The 20,841-nt window shown below is 68.6% G+C and carries 19 protein-coding genes; 11 read left to right on the forward strand and 8 right to left on the reverse strand.

Features of this window, described 5'->3' with window-relative positions; all coding sequences use genetic code 11:
• Positions 1-48 precede the first annotated feature (48 nt).
• Genes ON40_RS22060 through ON40_RS22075 form a run of 4 tightly spaced genes read left to right on the forward strand, consistent with a single transcriptional unit; the run spans position 49 to position 4,227 of the window.
• Positions 49-1,179: an acyl-CoA dehydrogenase family protein gene (locus ON40_RS22060; RefSeq protein ID WP_040825596.1), complete on the forward strand. Its 1,131-nt coding sequence runs from the start codon at positions 49-51 to the stop codon at positions 1,177-1,179.
• On the forward strand, positions 1,176-2,417 hold the full coding sequence (locus ON40_RS22065) for an acyl-CoA dehydrogenase family protein (RefSeq protein WP_040825597.1): 1,242 nt from the start codon (positions 1,176-1,178) through the stop codon (positions 2,415-2,417). Before ON40_RS22060 ends, ON40_RS22065 begins: the two co-directional genes overlap by 4 nt.
• Position 2,418: 1 nt before the next feature.
• Positions 2,419-3,321 (forward strand): LLM class F420-dependent oxidoreductase, encoded by a 903-nt coding sequence (locus tag ON40_RS22070; protein WP_040825600.1) that lies wholly within the window; start codon positions 2,419-2,421, stop codon positions 3,319-3,321.
• A 3-nt stretch (positions 3,322-3,324) separates the two neighbouring features.
• Positions 3,325-4,227 (forward strand): SDR family NAD(P)-dependent oxidoreductase, encoded by a 903-nt coding sequence (locus ON40_RS22075; RefSeq protein WP_051193395.1) that lies wholly within the window; start codon positions 3,325-3,327, stop codon positions 4,225-4,227.
• Here the strand turns inward: ON40_RS22075 and ON40_RS22080 are convergent.
• Complete coding sequence (locus ON40_RS22080; RefSeq protein ID WP_245567927.1) at positions 4,196-4,855, reverse strand: TetR/AcrR family transcriptional regulator; 660 nt, start codon at positions 4,853-4,855, stop codon at positions 4,196-4,198. The genes ON40_RS22075 and ON40_RS22080 overlap by 32 nt on opposite strands.
• Before the next feature lie 114 nt (positions 4,856-4,969).
• On the opposite strand from ON40_RS22080, the gene ON40_RS48265 reads away from it, so the two are divergent.
• Positions 4,970-6,010 carry a CE1 family esterase gene (locus ON40_RS48265; protein ID WP_051193396.1) on the forward strand — a complete coding sequence of 347 codons (1,041 nt, stop codon included), beginning with the start codon at positions 4,970-4,972 and terminating at the stop codon, positions 6,008-6,010.
• 111 nt (positions 6,011-6,121) lie between these two features.
• On the opposite strand, the gene ON40_RS22095 is transcribed toward ON40_RS48265, so the two are convergent.
• Genes ON40_RS22095 through ON40_RS22105 form a run of 3 tightly spaced genes read right to left on the reverse strand, consistent with a single transcriptional unit; the run spans position 6,122 to position 9,294 of the window.
• The gene (locus tag ON40_RS22095; RefSeq protein ID WP_040825603.1) at positions 6,122-6,889 is read right to left on the reverse strand and encodes an enoyl-CoA hydratase-related protein; all 768 of its coding nucleotides are present in this window, start codon (positions 6,887-6,889) and stop codon (positions 6,122-6,124) included.
• Complete coding sequence (locus ON40_RS22100; protein ID WP_040825605.1) at positions 6,890-8,158, reverse strand: acetyl-CoA hydrolase/transferase family protein; 1,269 nt, start codon at positions 8,156-8,158, stop codon at positions 6,890-6,892.
• Positions 8,155-9,294: a CaiB/BaiF CoA transferase family protein gene (locus tag ON40_RS22105; protein ID WP_040825608.1), complete on the reverse strand. Its 1,140-nt coding sequence runs from the start codon at positions 9,292-9,294 to the stop codon at positions 8,155-8,157. The genes ON40_RS22100 and ON40_RS22105 overlap by 4 nt, the downstream gene beginning before the upstream one ends.
• A 109-nt stretch (positions 9,295-9,403) precedes the next feature.
• On the opposite strand from ON40_RS22105, the gene ON40_RS22110 reads away from it, so the two are divergent.
• From ON40_RS22110 to ON40_RS22135, 6 genes are all read left to right on the forward strand, one after another.
• The gene (locus tag ON40_RS22110; RefSeq protein ID WP_245567928.1) at positions 9,404-10,264 is read left to right on the forward strand and encodes an RNA-guided endonuclease InsQ/TnpB family protein; all 861 of its coding nucleotides are present in this window, start codon (positions 9,404-9,406) and stop codon (positions 10,262-10,264) included.
• 228 nt (positions 10,265-10,492) lie between these two features.
• Positions 10,493-12,028 carry a class I adenylate-forming enzyme family protein gene (locus ON40_RS22115; RefSeq protein WP_051193398.1) on the forward strand — a complete coding sequence of 512 codons (1,536 nt, stop codon included), beginning with the start codon at positions 10,493-10,495 and terminating at the stop codon, positions 12,026-12,028.
• A gap of 15 nt (positions 12,029-12,043) precedes the next feature.
• On the forward strand, positions 12,044-12,841 hold the full coding sequence (locus ON40_RS22120) for an SDR family NAD(P)-dependent oxidoreductase (protein WP_245567929.1): 798 nt from the start codon (positions 12,044-12,046) through the stop codon (positions 12,839-12,841).
• 34 nt (positions 12,842-12,875) lie between these two features.
• Complete coding sequence (gene acuI, locus ON40_RS22125; RefSeq protein WP_040825610.1) at positions 12,876-13,859, forward strand: acrylyl-CoA reductase (NADPH); 984 nt, start codon at positions 12,876-12,878, stop codon at positions 13,857-13,859.
• 72 nt (positions 13,860-13,931) lie between these two features.
• Positions 13,932-15,152, forward strand: a complete 1,221-nt coding sequence (locus ON40_RS22130) for an FAS1-like dehydratase domain-containing protein (RefSeq protein WP_218008833.1) — start codon at positions 13,932-13,934, stop codon at positions 15,150-15,152.
• A 19-nt stretch (positions 15,153-15,171) separates the two neighbouring features.
• Positions 15,172-16,890 (forward strand): class I adenylate-forming enzyme family protein, encoded by a 1,719-nt coding sequence (locus tag ON40_RS22135; RefSeq protein WP_174435057.1) that lies wholly within the window; start codon positions 15,172-15,174, stop codon positions 16,888-16,890.
• A gap of 8 nt (positions 16,891-16,898) precedes the next feature.
• On the opposite strand, the gene ON40_RS22140 is transcribed toward ON40_RS22135, so the two are convergent.
• The 4 genes from ON40_RS22140 to ON40_RS22155 form a co-directional block, all read right to left on the reverse strand.
• Positions 16,899-17,618 carry an alpha/beta fold hydrolase gene (locus ON40_RS22140; RefSeq protein ID WP_040825612.1) on the reverse strand — a complete coding sequence of 240 codons (720 nt, stop codon included), beginning with the start codon at positions 17,616-17,618 and terminating at the stop codon, positions 16,899-16,901.
• 97 nt (positions 17,619-17,715) lie between these two features.
• Entirely contained in the window at positions 17,716-18,813 is a 1,098-nt protein-coding gene (locus ON40_RS22145) for an acyl-CoA dehydrogenase family protein (RefSeq protein WP_040825614.1), read from the reverse strand.
• Entirely contained in the window at positions 18,810-19,985 is a 1,176-nt protein-coding gene (locus tag ON40_RS22150; protein WP_040826020.1) for an acyl-CoA dehydrogenase family protein, read from the reverse strand. The genes ON40_RS22145 and ON40_RS22150 overlap by 4 nt, the downstream gene beginning before the upstream one ends.
• A 70-nt stretch (positions 19,986-20,055) precedes the next feature.
• Positions 20,056-20,838, reverse strand: coding sequence for an enoyl-CoA hydratase/isomerase family protein (locus ON40_RS22155; RefSeq protein ID WP_040826021.1), 783 nt, complete (start codon positions 20,836-20,838; stop codon positions 20,056-20,058).
• Positions 20,839-20,841: the final 3 nt, after the last annotated feature.

Raw genomic sequence — 20,841 nt, forward strand, 5'->3', positions numbered from 1 at the left:
GCAAGGCCGTCAAATGAGGATCGCTGAGAAAGTGGAGGACCGTAAACCATGACTGCGGAACCGACCGGCGATCAGCTGCTGTTCCAGACCACCACCCGCGAGTTCCTCGACCGCACCGCATCCATTCCGGTGATTCGCGAACTCGCCGACACCGCAACGGGATTCGACCGCGACTGGTGGCGGCGGGGCGCGGAGCTGGGCTGGACGGCCATGCTGGTGCCCGAGAGCCTGGGCGGCGGTTCGGTCTCCGGGCGGCCGATGACCGAACTGGCCCTGGTGGCCACGGAATTCGGCCATGCCTGCGCGCCGGGACCGCTGCTGCCCACCAGCGCCGTACTGTCCGGCCTGGTGGCCGTGGGCGACCGATTCGCCGAGATCATCGGCGAGATCGTCGCGGGCGATCTGATCGCCGCATGGGCGCTGTACGAACCGCAGCACGGGCTCGAATTGGCCCCGGGCCGGACCCGCGCCGAACCCGACGGCGACGGATACCGCCTCACCGGTTGCAAGGACCGCGTCGAGGCCGGGGATACCGCCGATGTCCTGCTGGTCACCGCGGCCGGCCCGGACGGGCCGATCCAACTGCTCGTCCGCACCGACAGTCCCGGGGTCACCGTCACCCCGACGTGGACGCTGGATCTGGTCCGCCGCACCGCCCGGGTGGAGTTCGACGATGTCGCCGTCGGCGCGGAGGCGGTGGTGCAGAGCGGCGAAAGCGCCACGGCCGCAGTGCAATCCCAGCTCCACATCGCCGCCGCGCTGACCGCCGCGGAATCGACCGCGGCCACCCGCCGCGCCTTCGACGCCACCGTGGACTGGATGTTCGACCGCTACACCTTCGGTCGCCCGCTGGCCTCCTATCAGGCCCTCAAACATCGCATGGCCGACAACAAGACCTGGCTCGAGGCGTGCGAGGCCACTTCCCGCGCCGCGGCGGCGGCCATCGACGACAGCCCGTCCACCGCGGCGGAACTCGTCAGCGTCGCGAAGGCGTACGTGAGCGGGAAAGCACCGGTCATCGTGCAGGACTGCGTACAGATCCACGGCGGCATCGGCGTCACCTGGGAACACGATCTGCACCTGTTCCTGCGGCGAGTCACTCTCGGCCGGGCTCTGTACGGCACGCCCGAGGAGCACCACCGCCGCATCACCGACCTACTCGTCCGGAGCGCCGCATGAGCACCGCACCCGAAAACACCGAACTCGAACCCGTCGACGCCTTCCGCGACCGGGCCCGGCGCTGGTTGAAGGAGAACCTCCCGCCCGCCTCGCAGTCGCGGCTCGGCGTCCCCGACGACGAGAGCTGGGATCGCGCCCGCCGGTTGCAGCGCATCCTGTCCGAGGGCGGCTTCGCGGGCATCTGCTTCCCGAAAGCCTATGGCGGACAGGGACTCACACTCGCTCATCAGCGTGCCTTCACCGATGAGTCGCTCGGCTACGAGATGCCACTCGAGCTGAACGTGCCCACCCTGGCCATCTGCGCGGCCACCCTCGCCGAACTCGGCACCGAGGAGCAGAAGCGCACACATCTGACCGCCGTGCTGCAGGGCGAGGAGATCCTCGCGCAATTCCTGTCCGAACCCAAGGGCGGATCGGATCTGGCGGGCCTGACCACCCGCGCGGATCGCGACGGTGACGATTGGATTCTCAACGGCTCCAAGATCTGGAGTTCGGGTGCGTACGGCGCGGACTACGGGTTGTGCCTGGCCCGCACCGACTGGGATGTGCCCAAGCACAACGGCTTGACGATGTTCCTGGTCCCGGTGCACGCGCCCGGGGTGAGCATTCAGCGGATCAAACAGGTCACCGGATCCACCGAGTTCTGCCAGGAATTCTTCGACGACGTCCGGTTGCCCGCCGACGCCGTGATCGGGGAGGTCGGCGGCGGTTGGGCGGCGACCTCGCGGCTGCTGGTGCACGAACGCGCGGCGATGGGCGGCACCTCGCCGTACACCAGCGGCCGACGCCCCCACCTCGGCGCGGATACGAACGTCCTGGTCGATCTGGCCCGCGACACCGGCCGTCTGGACGATCCGAGGGTGCGCGAGGACATCGGCGCGGCGCGGATGATGAACGTGGTCCGCAATCAGCTGATCGACCATGTCACCCAGGCCATCTCCAGTGGCGCGATGCCTCCGGCCGCCGGATCCGTCGTCCGGCTGTTCGGCGCCGAAACCACTTGGCAGCAAACCGATTCCGCGATGACGATCGCTGGCTCGGCGGCGGTGACCGGAGACGCGGACGGACCCGGAATCGCGCGGATCGGCCTGGACTACCTGTTCCGCAACGCCTGGAGCCTGGCCGGTGGCAGTACCGAGATGGCTCGCAACATCATCAGCGAACGGGTGCTGGGCATGCCCCGCGAATACGCCGCGGACCGCGGCGTGCCGTTCAATCAGGTCAAACGAGGACGTTGAGATGCGATTCATCTTCCACTACCCGGAAACCACCGGGTACGACGGCGACATTCTGGACGCGGGCCCGTTGCGCGAGGTCGCGATCGCGGTCGAGCGCGCCGGATTCGACGCGCTGTCGCTGAGCGAACATCCGATCCCCGGCGCACGCTGGCTGGCCTCGGGCGGACATCAAACGCTCGATCCGCTGGTGGCACTGGGATATATCGCAGGCGCGACCGAACGGCTGCGGCTGCTGACGTATCTGGCCGTCGCGCCGTACCGCAATCCCTTCCTGCTCGCCAAGGCCGCGGCCACGCTGGACAAACTGTCCGGCGGCCGGGCGATCCTGGGCCTGGGCACCGGTTATCAGAAGAGCGAATTCCACGCTCTGGGCATCGATTTCGAGGAACGTAACGCGCTGTTCGACGAGGCCCTGGACACCCTGCCGCTGCACTGGAGCGGTGAACCGTTCAGCTATGCCGGCCGGCATTTCAACGCCCGCGACGTGATCGCCCGCCCGCGGCCGGTGCAGGATCCGATTCCGATCTGGATCGGCGGCAATTCCGAACTCACCCGGCGCCGGGTCGCCACGCACGCACAGGGCTGGATGCCGATGTCCGGCGGTCCCCAATTGAGTTCCACCGCAAGGACTCCCGAACTCGGCCCGATCGGGCAGCTGGCCGGGGACATCGCCGAACTGCGGGCCTCCGCGCAGGAACAGGGCCGCACCGACCCGATCGACGTGGTGTACTCCTACCACGACGAGGGACTGGGCACGCCCACCGACGATCCGGACCGGAATCGGGAGGCGTTCGCCGAACTCGACAAGGCCGGGATCACCTGGGTCGTGGTATCGGCGCGAGCCGGGGAACGCACCGCGACACTGGATTTCATCGAATCCTTCGGCGCGACCTACCTGCGGTAGACGATGAGCGAAATACGAAACGACACAGGCACATCCGGCTCGAGCTGGTTCGAGCAGCGCAGCGGACTGGCCGATCGGGTGGCCGTGGTCACCGGCGGCGCGGGCGGCCTGGGCCGGGCCATCGTGACGGATCTGGCCGCCAACGGCGTGCGCACGGCCGTGCTCGACCTCGACCCCGAGGCGGCCGCGGATCTGCGCACCGCACTCGCCGAGGGTGGCCACGATGCGGTGGTGCAGATCGGGGACGCCCGCGATCCCGAGGCGCTCACCGCGCTGTTCGACGAGGTCGATCAGCGGTGGGGACGGCTGGATACGCTGGTGAACGTGGTCGGCGGTACCTTCCGTGCGCCGTTCACCGAGACCCGCCCCAAGGGCTGGGACGCGCTGCTGCGGGCGAATCTGCTGCACGTCATGCACGCCTGTTCGCTGGCCGCGCCGCGGATCCGCGCGGGCGGGCGCGGGGGCAGCATCGTCACCATCACCACCATCGAAGCGCACCGCGCCGCACCGGGTTTCGCGGTCTATTCCGCGGCCAAGGCCGCGGTCGAGCAGTTCTCCCGGACCTTGGCGATCGAACTCGCCCCGGACCGGATCCGGGTCAATTGCGTTGCACCGGACTATGTTCCGACGCCCAACCTGGCGCGCATCGGGCACGGGCAGGGTGAGCGCGCGATGGACGATCCCGTCGGTGTGCGCGTCGCGATACCGCTGGGACGTTCCGGGGAGGTCACCGACATCTCCGGCTGCGTGGTGTTCCTGGCCTCGGATCTGTCGGCGTATCTGACCGGCACCACCCTGCATCCGGACGGCGGCACCTCGGCCTCGGCGGGCTGGTTCAACTGGCCCGAGCAGGGCTGGGCCAATTACGCGCCGCTCAGCGCCCTGCGGAATCCTGCCGAATCGTGAGCGCCCGCAGGCAGAACGCGGTCACTCGGTCGACATCCGCGGCGGTGGGTTCCTCGCGTCGCCACAGATAGTCCGAGAGGCGTCCCACGGTCGCGTGGGCGATCAGTCCGGCATCGAATTCCGGAGCGACGCTGCCCAATTCGGTGAACGGGCGGTGCAGCAGCAGCGCGAGCCGACCGCCGGGCAGCGGTGAGCCCGCGTCGATGGCCGGGGTCAGCGCGCCCGCGTTCCAGAGCACCGCACGGGTGGTCGTCGCGGTCTCGTCGGCGGCCTGGGACAGCACACCCTCCACCCAGGCCCGCACCGCGTCGCGCGGGGTGTCCTGCTTGTCCATCCGGTGCGCGACATAGCTGACCAGACGGTCCGCACCGTCCTCGATGAGCACGGCGATGAGCGCGTCCTTCGACGGAAAGTGCCGGTAGAACGCGTCATTGGACAGGCCCGCGGCCGCGACGATATCGGCCACCCGGGGGCGCGCGCCGGTACCCGCGGTGCGGATGAGCTCGAGCGCCGCATCCAGCAGCCGCCGCACCTCGCCCGCGTAGACCGCCTCCCGGTCGGCCAGTGTGCGTGCCGCGATCCGGCTCGCAATATCACCCGCAGGACGGGAATCATAATTCTCGATCACAAGAATATTATTCTTTCCAGCGTGGAACCTCGCAAATATCGACGCCAGAGTTCCGTCGAGGATCCGGCGGCGAACCGCCGCACGAACACCCACAGGCGTGCGAGCATGCCTCTCATGATCGAGAATGCCGCATCTTCGTGGTCGGTGCTGCGGGGCACCGCCCGCGCGATGATCGCCGCCGCCGCGCTCGCGGCCACCACCCTCACCGCCGTCGGCGGGACCGCCGAGGCCGCGCCCGCGAATTCGGTTGCCCCCGTGGAATCCTCCGGCTGCCACGCCCCCGCCGCCCCCTCGGGGCAGTCCACTCAGCACTTCAGCGCGGCCGGGCGCTCCGGGACCTACATCCGAGACCTTCCCCCCGCCGCGAACCACCCGCTGCCCCTGGTATTCGACCTGCACGGCTATCTCGAACTCGCCGTGCTCGAACACGAGGGCAGCGGTCTGGGCCCGTACGGCGACAGCCACGGCTTCGCGACGATCACCCCGCAGATCGACGAACCGGGTTGGCCCCGGTGGGATTTCAGCCCGAACAGCGCCGACGTGTCCTACCTGTCCCAGTTGATGTCGCACGTGGAGGCGACCTCCTGCATAGATCTGCGCCGGGTGTACGTGGCCGGGCTGTCGATGGGTGCGTTCACCACCTCCTCGCTGGCCTGCCAGCTGTCCGACCGGATCGCGGCGGTGGCCTCGGTCGCCGGGCTGCAGAACTTCACCTGGTGCCGGACCCAGCGCCCGGTGCCGGTGGTCGCCTTCCACGGCACGGCCGATCCGCTCGTCGCCTACGGCGGCGGCCAGGGCGTCAACGCGCGATACCTGCCCGCGCCGGACGGCGGGTCGTCCAGCGGCGCGCAGAACGGCCCCGGCCCCACCGACATCCCCGCCAACGCCGCCGCCTGGGCCCGACGCAACGGCTGCACCGGACAACCCGTGCAGCGCAAGGTCGCCGCCGACGTCACCCTCACCACCTACCAGTGCCCGGCCGACGGCACGGTCGAGCTCTACAGCGTCCTGGGCGGCGGCCACACCTGGCCCGGCCACGCGTCGATCGTCTCGCCGACTCCCCTGGTCGGCTCCACCACGACATCCATCGACGCCACCGCCACCATGTGGGATTTCTTCCAGGCGCACCCACTCACCGGCGCGGCGCACGGCTGAGCACGCCTGCCGTAGCGCACAGTGCCTGCCGCCACGGCCCGTCACGCTGCTCCAGCAGTTGCGTGGCGGGCCGAGCGCTGCCGATGCTCGAAGACACTGCGACTCCGGCGGTCACCGCCCCTGCCAACGCGGCGAACGCTTTTCGGCGAAGGCGCGGGGGCCTTCCTGAGCGTCCTCGCTGTTGTAGCAGAGCTCCGAGGCGCTGCGCGCGGCCTGCAGCGCCGCCGAACGGCCCATTTCCGTTGCCAGCATGACGGTTTCGCGGGCCGCGCGGACCGAGAGTGGCGCTCCGACGAGCACCTCGGTGGCCAATTCCACTGCGGCAGCGAGTAGTTCGCCGGGTTCGGCGACGCGATTGACCAGGCCGACCTCGTACGCCCGGCGAGCGGTGATCGGCTTGCCGGTCAGCATGATCTCCATCATGATCCGCTGCGGGATCATGTGGATCAGCGGTGCGGCCCAGGGAGCGCTGCGGCCGACCTTCACCTCGGTGATCGCGAAACGCGCGGTGGTGGACGCGACGCACAGGTCACAGGCCTGCGCGATCATCCACCCGCCCGCATAGGCGACGCCGTTGACCGCCGCGATGGTCGGCTTGGACAGCTCCACTGTGTCGTACGGCAGGGCGAACATCTCCCGGGGCGGCACCCGCGTCCCGGTCTCCACCATCTCCTTCAGATCGCCGCCCGCACAGAACGCCCGATCCCCCGCACCGGTCAGAATCGCGACGCGCAGCAACGGATCCCGCTCGAATCGCTCCCACGCCTCGGCCAGGCCCGCACGCACCTCGGCGGTCAGGCAGTTGCGGATCTCGGGGCGGTTCAGGGTGATGACGGCGATACCGTCCTCGCGTGCGTCGAACAGGACCGCGCCGTGCATTCAGAAACCTCTCTGCTGGATGGTGTGCGCCACCCGTTCCAGGTCTTCCCGGAAGTCGGGGTGCGCGATGGCGACCAGGCGACGGGTGCGCTCGGCCAGGGTCCGCCCGCGCAGCTCGGCCGCGCCGTACTCGGTGACGATCACGTCCACATCGCTGCGCGCTGTGGTCACCGGCCCGCTCAGCGCGGCGGTGATCCGGCTGACCGTGCCCTTCTTCGCGGTCGAGGGCAGCACGATCACCGAATGGCCGCCCGGCGAGCACCCACCGGCTCGCACGAAATCGACCTGACCGCCGGTCCCGCCGAGATAGGCCGCGCCGGTCTGCTCGGCATTGACCTGGCCGGTGAGGTCCACCTCGAGCGCCGAGTTGAGCGTCACCAGCCGGTCGAGTTGCGCGAGTACGGATGCGTCGTGTGTGTACGAGGTCGCGCACATGCGAATCCCTTTGTTGCGGTGCGCGAATGCGTAGAGCCGGTCGGTGCCGATCAGCGCGCCGGTGATCGAGACGCCCGGATCGATCCGCTTGCGCGCGTTGGTCAGCACACCGGCCTCGGCCAGATCGACCAGGCCGTCGCCGATCATGCCCGAATGCACGCCCAGATCCCGGCGGTCGTGCAGCAGCCGCAGCATCGCATCAGGCACCGCGCCGACACCGGTCTGCAGCACCGAGCCGTCCTCGATATAGGCGGCGGCGTATTTCGCGATGGCGGAGTCGATCTCGGTGATCCGGGCGGGCCGCACCTGCACCGGGTCGCGGGAAACCGTTACCGCGTAGTCGATCTCGCTCGCCCGCAGCGTCCAACCGTATGTCCACGGCACCCGGTCGTTGACCTCCGCGACGACCACCCGCGCCCGCTCCACGGCGGCCCGCACGTAATCGCTGATCAGCCCGAAACTGTAGTCGCCCTGCGCATCCGGCGGTGAGACCTGCACGAAGGCCACGTCGCACCCGATGATCCCCGCTTCGATCAACGGCCCCACCCGGCCGACATGGCACGGGATCACCTCGAGCCGCCCGGCGGCGGTCAGCGACCGCAGCGCGCCGATCGCCCCCATGCTCGACATCGAAACTCCCTGTGTCGCTTCGGGAGTCAGCAGTCCGGAAAAGCTCGTCGCGATGAACGCGGACACCCCCTCGATCGCACCCGCCCCCGCGATCAGTCCCTCGAGCAACGTGGTCGGCTCCCCGCACGCCTGCCCGATGACGATCCGGTCACCCGGCCGCAGGAATTCCGCGACATCCAGATGCGCGGCGTCGATCACCTTCATGCGCGCCCCCCGTCCACGATCTCGGCGGTGTGCTCACCGAGCCGGGGCGCCGGTCCGGCCACCCGCCCCGGTGTGCGCGAGAACCACGTCGGCACACCGGGATAACGCACCGGCCCGTACGGAGCCTCGACGGTTTCGAAGAATTCCGCCGAGTTCAGATGCGGATTGTCGAACAGCTCGTCCAGCGTGCGCACCGGCGCGCACGGGATGTCCCGCGAACGCAGCAGTTCGAGCCAGTCGTGCGTGGTTCGCTCGGCGAAGGTCTCCCCCAGCAGCGCGTACACGGTATCGATGCGTTTCGCGCGCTGGGCGAGCGTGGCGAATTCCGGTCCGGCCCAGGGAGGTTGCACCGCGTCGACGAACGCCGCCCACTGTTTGTCGTTGTAGACCAGCGCGGAGATGTACCCGTCCTTGGTCCGGTACGGCCGCCGATTGCGGTCCACCGCACGGTGATACACCGCCGGTCCCAGCTGCGGCGAGAACATCGCGCCGTTGGCATGTTCGACGAGCAGGAACGCCGCCATGGTCTCGAACATGGCGACCTCCACCTCCTGGCCTTCGCCGGTGCGTTCGCGATGGAACAGCGCCATCGTCGTCGCGTACAGCGCGGTCAGTCCGGCGACCTTGTCGGCCATGATGGTGGCGACGTAACCCGCTGTGCCGGTGAGCTGTTCCTGCACCGAGGGCAGTCCGCACTCGGCCTGGATGGTGTCGTCGTAGGCGGTCAGATCCGCATCGGTGCCGCGGCGGCCGTATCCGTAGCAGTTGGTGTACACGATGGCGGGATTGATCGCGCTGACCGCCTCGTAGTCGAAGCCGAGTTGGGCGATCGCCTTGCCGCGCATGGAATGGATGAACACATCGCCCTCGCGGATCAGCTCCCGCAGCGCCCGCTTGCCCTCCGGCGACCGCAGATCCAGTACCACACTGCGTTTTCCGCGGTTGACGTTCACGAACACCCCGCCCATGCCGGGTTCGGGCCCGGCGGAGATGTACCGTGTGTTGTCCCCGGCGGGCGGTTCTATCTTGATCACATCCGCGCCCATATCCGCCATGATCTGCGTGCAGTACGGCCCCATGACCATCGCCGTCAGATCGATGACTCGCACTCCCGACAGCGGACCGCTGTGCGTCATCGGGAATCCGCCTTGGATACTCCGTCATTCACGGCGGAGAAGACAGGATGAACGCGTCGTTTGTGGTGCATGACAAATTCTTTCACAGTCAAAGGGTGGTCGCCCGAAGGTGAAGTCCCGCAGGACTTCCCTGCCGTCGTTGGAGTACACGAAACGAGCGTTCTCGCTTCGTGAGAGTCGTCTGATACTGCCCAAGGGCATCACGATCCCGGTCGTCTGGTCGCGAGAATTGCCATCCGAGCCGAGAGCGGTCCGCGTCAGCAGGAACAGTCTCGGGCATTGGTATGCCTCCTTCGTCGTCCGCCGCCAGACCACAGCCCCTCGACGCGGCCGGGGTGGCATCGGGATCGACTGGGGTGTGACCACCGCGGCGACGACCACCGACCCAACCTTCGATTTGCCTCATCTCGGTCACCGCAGGCGATGCGCCGCCAAGTTGGCGAAAGCACAACGCACGATGGCCCGGCGTCACCGCAAGGCACGCCCTCAGTCGCGGGGCTACATCGACGCCAAGCGACAAGCCGCCCGACTGGCGAAGAAAGCCGCCCGGCGAACCGTCCACGACTCCCGAGTATGGGCCGAACATGTTGTCGACCAACATGATCTGATCGCCATCGAGGACTTCAAGCCGAAGTTTCTGGCCAAGTCGACCATGGCGCGTAAGGCGGCTGACGCTGCGATCGGTGCGGCCAAGCGCGAACTTGTCGAGCGTGCCGTGCGGGCCGGGCGGAAGGTGGTGATGATCCGGCCCGCGTACACGACAACGACGTGCAGTCGATGTTTCGCGAGAACCAAGCGACTCGAACTGCACGAGAGAGACTTCCGGTGCGCAGACTGCGGCTACGCCGACAGTCGGGACCGGAACGCTGCCAGAGTGATTCCGGCCGTGGCAGAACGGGGCCACGTCGGTGTCGAGGATGTCGGACAATCGGATCACCTCCTCCGGGTGGACGGTCCGGTTGCGGTCTGAGCTGGAAATCTCCCGCCTTCAGACGGGAGAACCGTTAAATGCGTCCTCCACGTTCGGACGGACGCCGGAATCGAGGGTGTCGCGGGCGCAGGATGACGGTGCGGCCGAGCGGTACTCAGCGCGCAGCGCGGCGGGACGGACTATCGCGGGCCGGTCCCGGTGGCGCGTCTGTCAGAGTATCGGATTAATCCTTGCAAGGATAGTAAAGATACTGATATCAAAGGGAGCGTGGAAAGTAGCACCGGCGCGGCGTCCCAGCGCAACAGTCCGGGCACGATCGCGCGGGTGCTGGACACCGCATTGCGAACCCGTCCGGACTCCCCCGCGATCGAGGCGGCCTCGGGCATCTGGTCATATGCCGAACTGAACGAGCGGGCCGATCGCGCCGCCGGCGCACTATGGTCGCTCGGCGTGCGTCCGGGCGACCGCGTGGCGGCCTGTCTGCCCAATGACCTGGACATCGTTGCCGCCTTCCACGGCGTCGCGCGCATCGGCGCGATCTGGGCGGGCATCGGCGAGGCGCTGTCCGAGAGCGAGCAGACCGGACTGCACGAGACCTGCGCACCCACGGTCCTGCTGGCCGGAGAACGCTGCCGCACAGACGTTCCCGGCCGCATCGATGCTCCCCGATGGGCCGACCTGCTCGACCGCGCCGACCCGGCCCCGACGATTACCCCGGACCCGCACGATCCCGCGGCCATCGCCTTCACCAGCGGCACCTCGGGACGCCCGAAAGCCGTGGTGCACAGCCACCACAACCTCCTGCTGCCGGGCGCGACACTGGTCGAGACCCGCGGCTGGGGACCGGAGCTACGCAAGGGCGACAGCTTCCCCCTGACCATCCTGAACCTCATGGTGCTGTCCACCCTGCTCACCGCGCAGGCGGGCGGCTGCGCGGTCATCATGGACCGCCGCGACGTCGACGGCGTCGCGGACTGGATCAGCACCCGGCGCGTGACGGTCTGGAACGGCGCACCCGCGCAGGTCTTCGATCTGGCGCGACGACCGCACCTGGATCTCGGTTCCCTGCGAGAGGTCTGGAGCGGCGGCGGTGACGCAGGCGAGAACCTGTTCGCCGATTTCGCCGCCGCGCACGGCATAACCCCCAGAGCCACATACGGACTCACCGAAGCCCCGGCGGTCGTCTCGATCGACCCCGTCGGCCACGAGCGACGTTCCCGGGCGAGCGGGCAACTGCTCCCGCAGTACGACGTCGCGGCCTACGACGATGCAGGCAAGCGACTTCCGCCCGGGGAACTCGGCGAACTGTGCCTCACCGCGACCACGACCGGACCGTACGCCGGACAGTGGCGGCCGCTCCTGGGCCATTGGGACAGCGGCAGCATCCGCCCGCCGGAACCCGGCCCGATCGCGACCGGCGATATCGGCACCGTCGACGCCGACGGCTGGCTGACGGTGCTGGACCGCAAGAAACTGGTCATCATCCGCGGCGGGGCGAATATCTATCCGCTCGAGGTGGAGCGGATCCTCGCCGCCGATCCGAGCGTCGCCGCCGTCGCCCTGTGCCCGGTGCCGGACGAACGACTCGGCCAGCGCGTCGCGGCCCTGATCCAGAGTGCCGGCGCCACACTCGATTTCGATGCCCTGGATGCGCTGTGCCGGCGCGAGCTGGCCGGTTACAAGGTCCCCGAAATCTGGTGTGCCGTACCGGATCTGCCACGCAACGCGATGGGCAAGGTCGAGCGCACCCGGCTGCCCGAACTGCTCGACCGCCACCGGTCGCCGCACCCCCGCCCCTACTGACGATTGGGTAAGCACGTGGCCGACAACGCCGCCGGACCGGAACCTCCCGGTGACACCGCCGCCCGCATGTTCGACCTGCACGATCGCGTGGCGATCGTGACGGGCGCGTCCTCGGGCCTGGGCGCGGAGGTCGCCCGAGCCCTGGCCGGACTCGGCGCGCGGGTCGCGGTGGTGGCCCGGCGACATGACCGGCTCGCGGAACTGGCCGAGGATATCGGCGGCGCGGCGATCACCTGCGATCTGTCCGACCTGGAGGGGATCGGGCAGCTCGTGCCCGCGGTGGCCGACGCGCTCGGCCCACCGGAGATCCTGATCAACGCCGCGGGCAACAGATTCGGCGCCGAACGCGCCGAATCCGAACCGCTCACCGATGTGCGCCGCACCATGGATCTCAATCTGATCGCGCCATTAATGTTGGCACAGCAGGTATTTCCGCATATGTGCGAGGCCGGGCGCGGCTCGATCGTGAACGTGTCCTCGATCAGCGGGCGCGTCGGAGTGCCGGGCATTCCGCAGGCGTCCTACGCGGCGAGCAAGGCGGGCCTGTCCGGGCTCACCGCCGAACTGGCGGTGCAGTGGGCGCGGCATTCGATCCGGGTGAACACCGTGGCCCCGGGCTTCTTCCGCAGTGAGATCACCGACTCCCTCTACGACAGCGAACGCGGCGCGGAATATCTGCGCCGCAACACCCCCCTGCCCCGGCAGGCGGTCGCCGGTGACATCGCCGGGGCCATCGTATGGCTCGCCGGTGACGCGGCGGCCTATGTCACCGGCCAGACGATCGTCGTGGACGGCGGCTGGACCGCACGCTGAGATCTGTCGACAACCAGAAAGGACCTCTCCCCCTATGTTTTCCGCACTCGTGATCGACAAAACCGATGCCGGGCAGACGGTTTCCGCGACCAGCCTGGACGAGAGCCGGCTCCCGGACGGTGACGTCACCGTCGAGGTGGAGTACTCGACGCTGAATTACAAGGACGCCCTGGCGATCACCGGATCCTCCCCGATCGCGCGCACCTTCCCGCTGGTGCCCGGCATCGACCTGGCCGGTGTGGTCACCGAGAGCAGCCACGCCGAATTCTCCGCCGGTGACCGGGTGGTGCTCAACGGCTGGGGTGTGGGCGAGAAGCATTGGGGCGGACTGGCTCAGCGCGCTCGCCTCAACGGTGACTGGCTGGTGCCGCTGCCGTCCGGATTCAGCAGCCGTCAGGCGATGGCGATCGGCACCGCGGGCTACACCGCGAGCCTGTGCGTGGAGGCGCTGCACTCCTTCGGCGTGCGACCCGAGCAGGGCGAGGTGCTGGTCACCGGCGCGACCGGGGGCGTCGGCAGTATCGCCATCGCGCTGCTCACCGCGGCGGGCTTCACCGTGGCCGCGGCGACCGGCAAAACCGCCGAGGCCGACTATCTGCGCCGGCTCGGCGCGACCACCGTCGTGGACCGCGCCGAACTCTCCGAGCGCGGCAAACCGCTACAGAAGGAACGCTGGGCCGGTGTGGTGGACACCGCGGGCAGCCAGATCCTGGCCAACGCCTGCGCGCAGACCCGCTACGGCGGTGCGGTCGCGGCCTGCGGCCTGGCGCATGGGATGGACTTCCCGTCGACGGTCGCCCCGCACATTCTGCGCGGGGTCAGCCTGCTGGGCATCGACAGTGTGATGGCGCCGCGCCCGCGGCGAATCACCGTGTGGGAGCGGCTGTCCCGCGATCTGGACCCCGCCGCGCTGGAATCGCTGACCGAGGAGATCGCCCTGGCGGACGCCATCGGTGCGGCGAGCAGATTCATCGACGGCACGGTGCGCGGACGCATCGTCGTGGACGTCAATCGCTGAGAGCAACATCCGGTTCCCCGGGCCGCGCGGACGCGCCGCCCCCGGGGAACCGGGCAGAAAGGTAGAGCAGCAGTGAGCACTTCATCGAGCAAGGCCGGTAAGAGCAAATCCGCCGAGCCGGAGGCCGTGGAACTCGACCTGTCCGACGTGGAACCCCGAGTGGGACAACCGGTCGGCGGCGGACAACTCTGGGAACCCTGCAGCGCCTCGGACATTCGCCGCTGGGTGATGGCGATGGACTACCCCAACCCGCTGCACTGGGACCAGGAGTTCGCCCGCGAATCCCGCTACGGCGGCATCGTCGCACCCCAATCCATCGCTGTCGCACTGGATTACGGTCACGGCGCGGCACCGGCGTGCGTGGGCCGGATCCCGGGCAGCCACCTGATCTTCGGCGGCGAGGAGTGGTGGTTCTACGGCTGCCCGGTGCGGCCGGGCGACAAACTGTTCCAGGAGCGCCGATTCCACGACTACAAGGTGGCGCCGACGAATTTCGCCGGACCCACGATGTTCCAGCGCGGCGACACCACCCACCGCAATCAGCACGGCGCGCTGGTCGCGCTCGAAAGATCCACCTCCATCCGCTATCTCGCCGCCGAGGCCAACAAGCGCGGCATGTACGAGAACCAGCTCGGCGAACTCAAGCGCTGGACCGAGGCCGAACTCGACGAGGTCGGCCGCCTGCGCACCGAATGGCTGATCTCCAATCGACTCGGCGTCTCACCGCATTTCGACGAGGTGAAGGTCGGGGACACCCTGCCGCGCCGGGTGATCGGCCCGCACAGCATCGCGAGTTTCACCACCGAGTACCGCGCGTTCCTGTTCAACATCTGGGGCACTTTCCACTGGGTCACCCCCGAGGGCGTCGATGATCCGTGGGTGTACCAGGATCCCGGCTGGACCGAGGGCTTCGCCTTCGACGAGGAGGGCGCCCGGATCGATCCGCGGCTACGGGACGGACTGTACGTCGGGCCCTCGCGCGGACATATCGACCAGGACAAGGCCGGGAAGGTCGGCATGGCCCGCGCGTACGGCTACGGCGCGACGATGGGCGGCTGGTGCACCGACTACCTGGCCTACTGGGCGGGTATCGACGGTCTGGTGCGGCACATCAAGTCCGATTTCCGGCTGCCCGCCTTCGAGGGCGATGTCACCTATTTCGATGCCGAGGTCGTCGGCAAGGAGCCGCAGTCGTCGTGGGGCGTGCCGCTGGTCCAGGTGAAGCTGCAACTGACCAATCAGGACGGCGGCGTGCTGGTCAAGAGCACCGCCGAGGTCGAACTGCCGCTGTAGCGGCGGGAAAGGATCAGTGGTGGATACCGCTGCCGCACAGGATATCTCGATCGTCTCGGGGCCTCCGCTGGACAGCGAGCCCGGACTGGGCGCGCTGACCCTGCCGGGCTTTCTGCGTGAGGTCACCGAGCTGTACGGCGACCGCGAGGCCGTGGCCGGGCACAGTGGCGACGGCGTGGTGCGCTGGTCGTACACCGAGCTGTGGGAGCGCGCGATGGCGGTGGCCCGCGCGCTGCGGGCGTGCGGTGTCGGCCGGGACAGCCGGGTCGGCGTGCTGATGACCAATCGTCCCGAATGGCTCGCGGCGGTCTTCGGCGCGAGCCTGGCCGGTGGCGTGGCGGTGCCGCTGAGCACCTTCTCGACCGCGGCGGAGCTGGATCAGCTGCTGCGGCTGTCCGGCGTATCGGTGCTGTTGTTCGAAAGACAGGTGCTCAGTAGGGATTTCGCGCAGATCCTCGCCGAGCTCGAACCCGCACTCGGCCAGGCCGGACTGGGCCCGCTGCGGTCGGCGCGCTATCCGTTCCTGCGCCGGGTCGCCATGCTCGGACCGGCGCTGCCCACCGCCGCGATCGACACCTGGGACACCTTCCTGGCCCGCGGCCGCAGCGAACCCCGCGAGCTGATCGAGGCGACCGCCGCCTCCACCCGGCCGAGTGACACCGGCGTGCTGTTCTTCTCCTCCGGATCCACCAGCGCCCCCAAGGGCGTGCTCAGCGCGCATCGCGGGGTGACCATCCAGATGTGGCGGTTCCGGCGGCTGTTCGGCTTCGGTCCCGAGGACGACGTGCGCGCCTGGGTGGCCAACGGATTCTTCTGGTCCGGGAACTTCGCGCAGGCCCTCGGCTCGACCCTGGCCGCGGGCGGATCCCTGGTGCTGCAACCGATCTTCGACGCCCCCGCGGCTCTGGAGCTGATGCAGGCCGAGCGGGTGAACTTCCCGGGCGCGTGGCCGCATCAGTGGGCCCAGCTCGAAGCCGCACCCAACTGGGACACCGTGGATCTGAGCGCCATGCGCTTCGTGGACTACCACACCCCGATCGCCCACCACCCGACCGTGTCCACGATCTGGTACGAACCCGGACGCGCCTACGGCAACACCGAAACCTTCACCATCACAACCTGTTACCCGGCCGACACTCCGGAGCAGGTGCACGCGGGCAGCAGCGGCGTCGCGCTGCCCGGCGTGACGGTGAAGATCGTCGATCCGATCACCGATGCGGTCACCGCGCGCGGCGAATCCGGCGAAATCTGCGTCAAGGGACCGACTCTCATGCTCGGCTACCTCGGCACACCGCTGTCGGAGGCCCTCGACGCGGACGGCTACTTCCACACCGGTGACGGCGGGCATCTCGACGCGACCGGCAGGCTGTTCTGGGAGGGTCGCCTGACCGACATCATCAAGACCGGTGGCGCGAACGTCTCACCACTCGAGGTGGACGAGGCGCTGATCGGCTATCCCGGCGTGAAAGTCGCTCGCACGGTGGGTGTTCCGCACGACACCCTGGGCGAGGTGGTGGTGGCCTGCCTGGTCCCGCACGAGGGCGCGACACCGGAGGCCGAAGCCATCCGCGCCCATCTGCGCGAACGGCTGGCCAGCTACAAGGTGCCTCGGCACGTGCTGTTCTTCGACGAGACGGATATCGCCCTGACCGGTAGCGCCAAGATCAAATCCAGCGATCTGCGCGCACTGGCCGCCCGGCGACTGTCGCAGGAGGCGAATCCGTCTGCCGCGCAGTGATACCGGCCTCAGTACGCCGCGATCTCCAGCAGCGCGTCGGTGACGGCCTGCGGTTCGGTGATCATCAGGTCGTGGCCGGTATCGATATCCCACAGCCGCCCGTGCGCCCGCGCCTTCGCGACCAACTCCGGATCGCGGGTGGCCAGGGTCGAGGTGCACACGATGTGATACTGCGGCAGCGCCCACAGCGCATCCTGATTGCGCAGGTCGAGCGGGTCCTCGAAGCACTGCCACGGATGCGCGGTCAGCCGCTCGGCCATCCAGGCCGAATCCTGCGGATCGGTGACCCCGTAGAACAGCGGGGCCTCCGGCGCGGGCAGCAGGACCAGTTCCACTCCGTCGACGGTCTCGCCCATGGGACGGGTGGACTCGATGATCGGCCCGGCGACGTCGACCAGTGACTGACCGTTCACCGGATTCGCCGCGTCCAGATAGACGATCCGGCCGATGCGCTCCACGGCGCGGTCGGCCGCGCCGGTGATCACCATGCCGCCGTAACTGTGCCCCACCAGGATCACCTCACGCAGATCCTCGTAGTGCAGCAGCGCGGCCACATCCTGAATGTGGGTCTCCAGACCTATTCCCGCCGTGCGCAGATGGGCGCGCTCGGCCAGCCCGGACAACGTCGGCGCATACACCTCGTGACCGGCCTGCTGAAGCAGTTCCCGCACGTACCGATAGCACCAGCCGCCGTGTCCGCCGCCGTGCACCAGGACAAAGGTAGCCATCTCACTCCTGAAAATTGTATTCTCTTTTGGAGAGAGTTTAAATACCGCACTGGTCGGTCGCCGGAAAACCGAAGACTCGGCTGCGCCCCGAGTCTCCCTATCCGTCCGTATTGCCGTACCGCCCGGCCAACCTGCGGCGGTGCGCCGCCGGAGAGCCGAACAGCGCCCGGTTGAGCATGGCGCGTTTGTGATAGCGATGGATGCCGCTCTCCCAGGTGTAACCGATGCCGCCGTGCAATTGCATTGCCACACCGGCGATGTCGACCGCGGCGGCGCAACTGTGCGACTTCGCCATCGAGACGGCGACCCAGGCGTCGGGATCCGCGTCGGCTACCTGCCGCACCGCATCGGCGACCAGATGCCGGGCGATGGTGATCCGCACGAGCATATCGGCGCAAGCGTGTTTGACCGCCTGGAAGGATCCGACCGGGCGGCCGAACTGTTCGCGAACGCTCACGTAGGCGGTCGTGGCATCCAGCATCGCGACGGAAAGGCCCAGGCTGTCACAGGCGATCGACAGCGCGGCGCGATCGCGCAGGCTCCGCACAGCGACTTCCGGCTCACCGGCGAATCGCCAGACAGAATCCGGCGGCGCCGCAACGTCATCGGCGGTCACGATGCCGAATGATCTGGTCTCGTCCAGCACCGGCTGGTCGGCACACACCAGTTCGTGCGGATCGACCGCGACGATGACCGGCACGCCGTGTGGATCATCGGCCACCAGCAGTATCCGATCCGCCGTCATGGCATCCGGCACGAATTCCGCACGGCCGGAGAGCAACAGACCGCCGGACGCGGTGCGCAGGTGAAATGGCGACGGCGCGCCGGCGCTGTCGTCGGGCACCGTGTCCAGCGCCACGGCCGTCATCGTCTCGCCCGAGGCCAGTGTGCGCAGCAGATTTTCGTGATCCGCCGTCTCGGCGAGCAGACCACAGGCTCCCGCGCCGAGCGCGGCCCCGAGGTATCCCCCGGCCACCGCGCGTCCGAACTCCTCGAGCACGATCGCGGTCTCGGCGAAACTCGCTCCCGCACCGCCCAATTCGTCCGATATCTCCAGACCCAGCCACCCCAGATCCGCGAGCCTGCCGGAGGTGAGTTCCGCCGCATCGCGCGAGGCGAGTACATCCCTTGCCACCGAACGCAATTCATCGTGTATCTCGGTGAAGTCCACGGTGTCCCCGACTGTTCCGGTCATCGTGCCCCGCTCGGTTCCCGGGGCAGGCCCAGGCCGCGCTCCCCGATGATGGTGCGCTGAATCTCGCTGGTACCGCCGGGAATCGTCCATTCCCACGAGCCGAGGAAATCCAGCGCCCACGCACCGGACTCCCAGCCGCCCGATCGTGGCTTGTGCAGCACCGTGTGGGCCTGCACTCCCCCGAGTTCGGTTCCGAAATCGGTCATCCGTTGCAGCAGTTCGCTGTAGTACAGCTTGACGATGGAGGCATCGGCCGGGCCCGCGGTCCCGGATTCGTGTCGTTCCACCAGATCTCGGCACAGCAGCCGCAGTCCGGCGATCCCGGTCTCGAATCCGGCTAGCCGATCGAGCAGGACCGGATCCCCGGACGGGCACGCCTGCACCAGCCAACGGAATCCGGCGTTACCCAGTCGCTCGGCCAGCTCCAGCATGGTCAGTCCGCGCTCGGCCCCGAGCGTCTGCTGCGCCACCTGCCATCCGGCGTTCGGCGCTCCGATCAAGCCGCCGGCCGGGATGCGCACCCGGTCGAGGAAAATCTCACAGAAATGCGACTCGCCGGTGGCCTGCCGGATCGGCCGCACATCGATGCCCGGCGTCCGCATATCCAGCAGGAAGTACGAAATACCGTGCCGCTTGGGCGCATCCGGATCGGTGCGCGCGAGCAGCAGGCACCAGTCCGCGAACTGCGCGCCGCTGGCCCACACCTTCTGCCCGGTCACGATGTAGTCCTCCCCCTCGCGCCGGGCCGTGGTGGCCAATGCGGCCAGATCCGATCCCGCCGCGGGTTCGGAGAACCCCTGCACCCAGATCTCGCCGTCCAGAATGGCGGGCAGATGCCGCTGCCGCTGCTGCGGCGTCCCGGCGGCCAGCAGCGTCGCCGCCGCATGGTGGATCGCCACGAACGCCAGCACCAATCGCGGCGCGTCATGCGCCGCCAACTCCTGATACAGCACGATCTGCTCCCCCACCGGCATCCCGCCGCCCCACTCGGCGGGCCAGTGCGGCACCGCGAACCCGGCGCCCCGCAACCGCTGAAACCACTCCTGTTGAAACGCAACGAACTCCGCATCCGAGGCCCCCGTCTGCGCGGCCCGCCACCCCGGGGGGATCTCGGCCCGGCACCAGTCCCGCACCTCGGCACGAAACTCCCGCAGGTGCTGCTCCCCGGTCATCGAGTACACCTTCTCTCCGAATCGCCGCACGCAACACCGATTCCCGTCGGAACACCCGCATCCCACGACGTCATCGGCTTCTCGTCCTGTCCCGCAATGCTTGCAGACGTTCGCGGTGCTCCGGAGACTGCATGGTGACGACCTCGGCGGCGAAACCGGCCTGCATCGGCCCGGCGAGGGCCTGCGAAAGATACATGTTCACAACGCGTTTCGTGCTGCACAGCGCCTCGGGCGGTTGCGCGGCCAGGCGCAGGGCGAGGCGGTGCGCTTCGTCGAGCAGATCCTCCGGCGGGACGACCCGGGTGGCCAGGCCGAGCTGGACGGCGGTGGCGGCATCGATGCGGTCGCCGGTGTACAGGTATTCGCGCGACCGCAGAATCGGAGTCAGCAACGGCCAGAACGCCGCGCCGCCGTCACCGGCGACCAGTCCCACCGCGACGTGCGGATCGGCCAGATGACCCCGCTCGGACATCAGCACGACATCACACAGCACGGCGATACTCGCGCCCAAACCCACGGCGGGCCCGTTGACCGCGGCGATCACCGGCAGCGGGAACCGCAGCATCTCCTCGATGATCTGCGCGCCCTCGCGAATACTCTCGTCCCGCGCGACCGGATCGGTGAGGAACGAGGTGATCCAGTCCAGATCGCCGCCCGCACTGAACGCCCGGCCCGCCCCGGTCAGGATCACCACCCGCGCCTCGGTATCGGCGGCCAGCTGCCGCCAGACGGTGGCGAGCGCACGATGCAGAGTCACGTCGACGGCATTGAATTCGTCCGGCCGGTTCAGCACCACCGTGCGTACCGGACCGTCGCACCGGACTTCCAGCTCACCGGGCAGGTCGTAATGCAATTC

Origin of the sequence: Nocardia jiangxiensis NBRC 101359, from assembly GCF_000308615.1 — a bacterium.
Taxonomy (GTDB): Bacteria; Actinomycetota; Actinomycetes; order Mycobacteriales; family Mycobacteriaceae; genus Nocardia; species Nocardia jiangxiensis.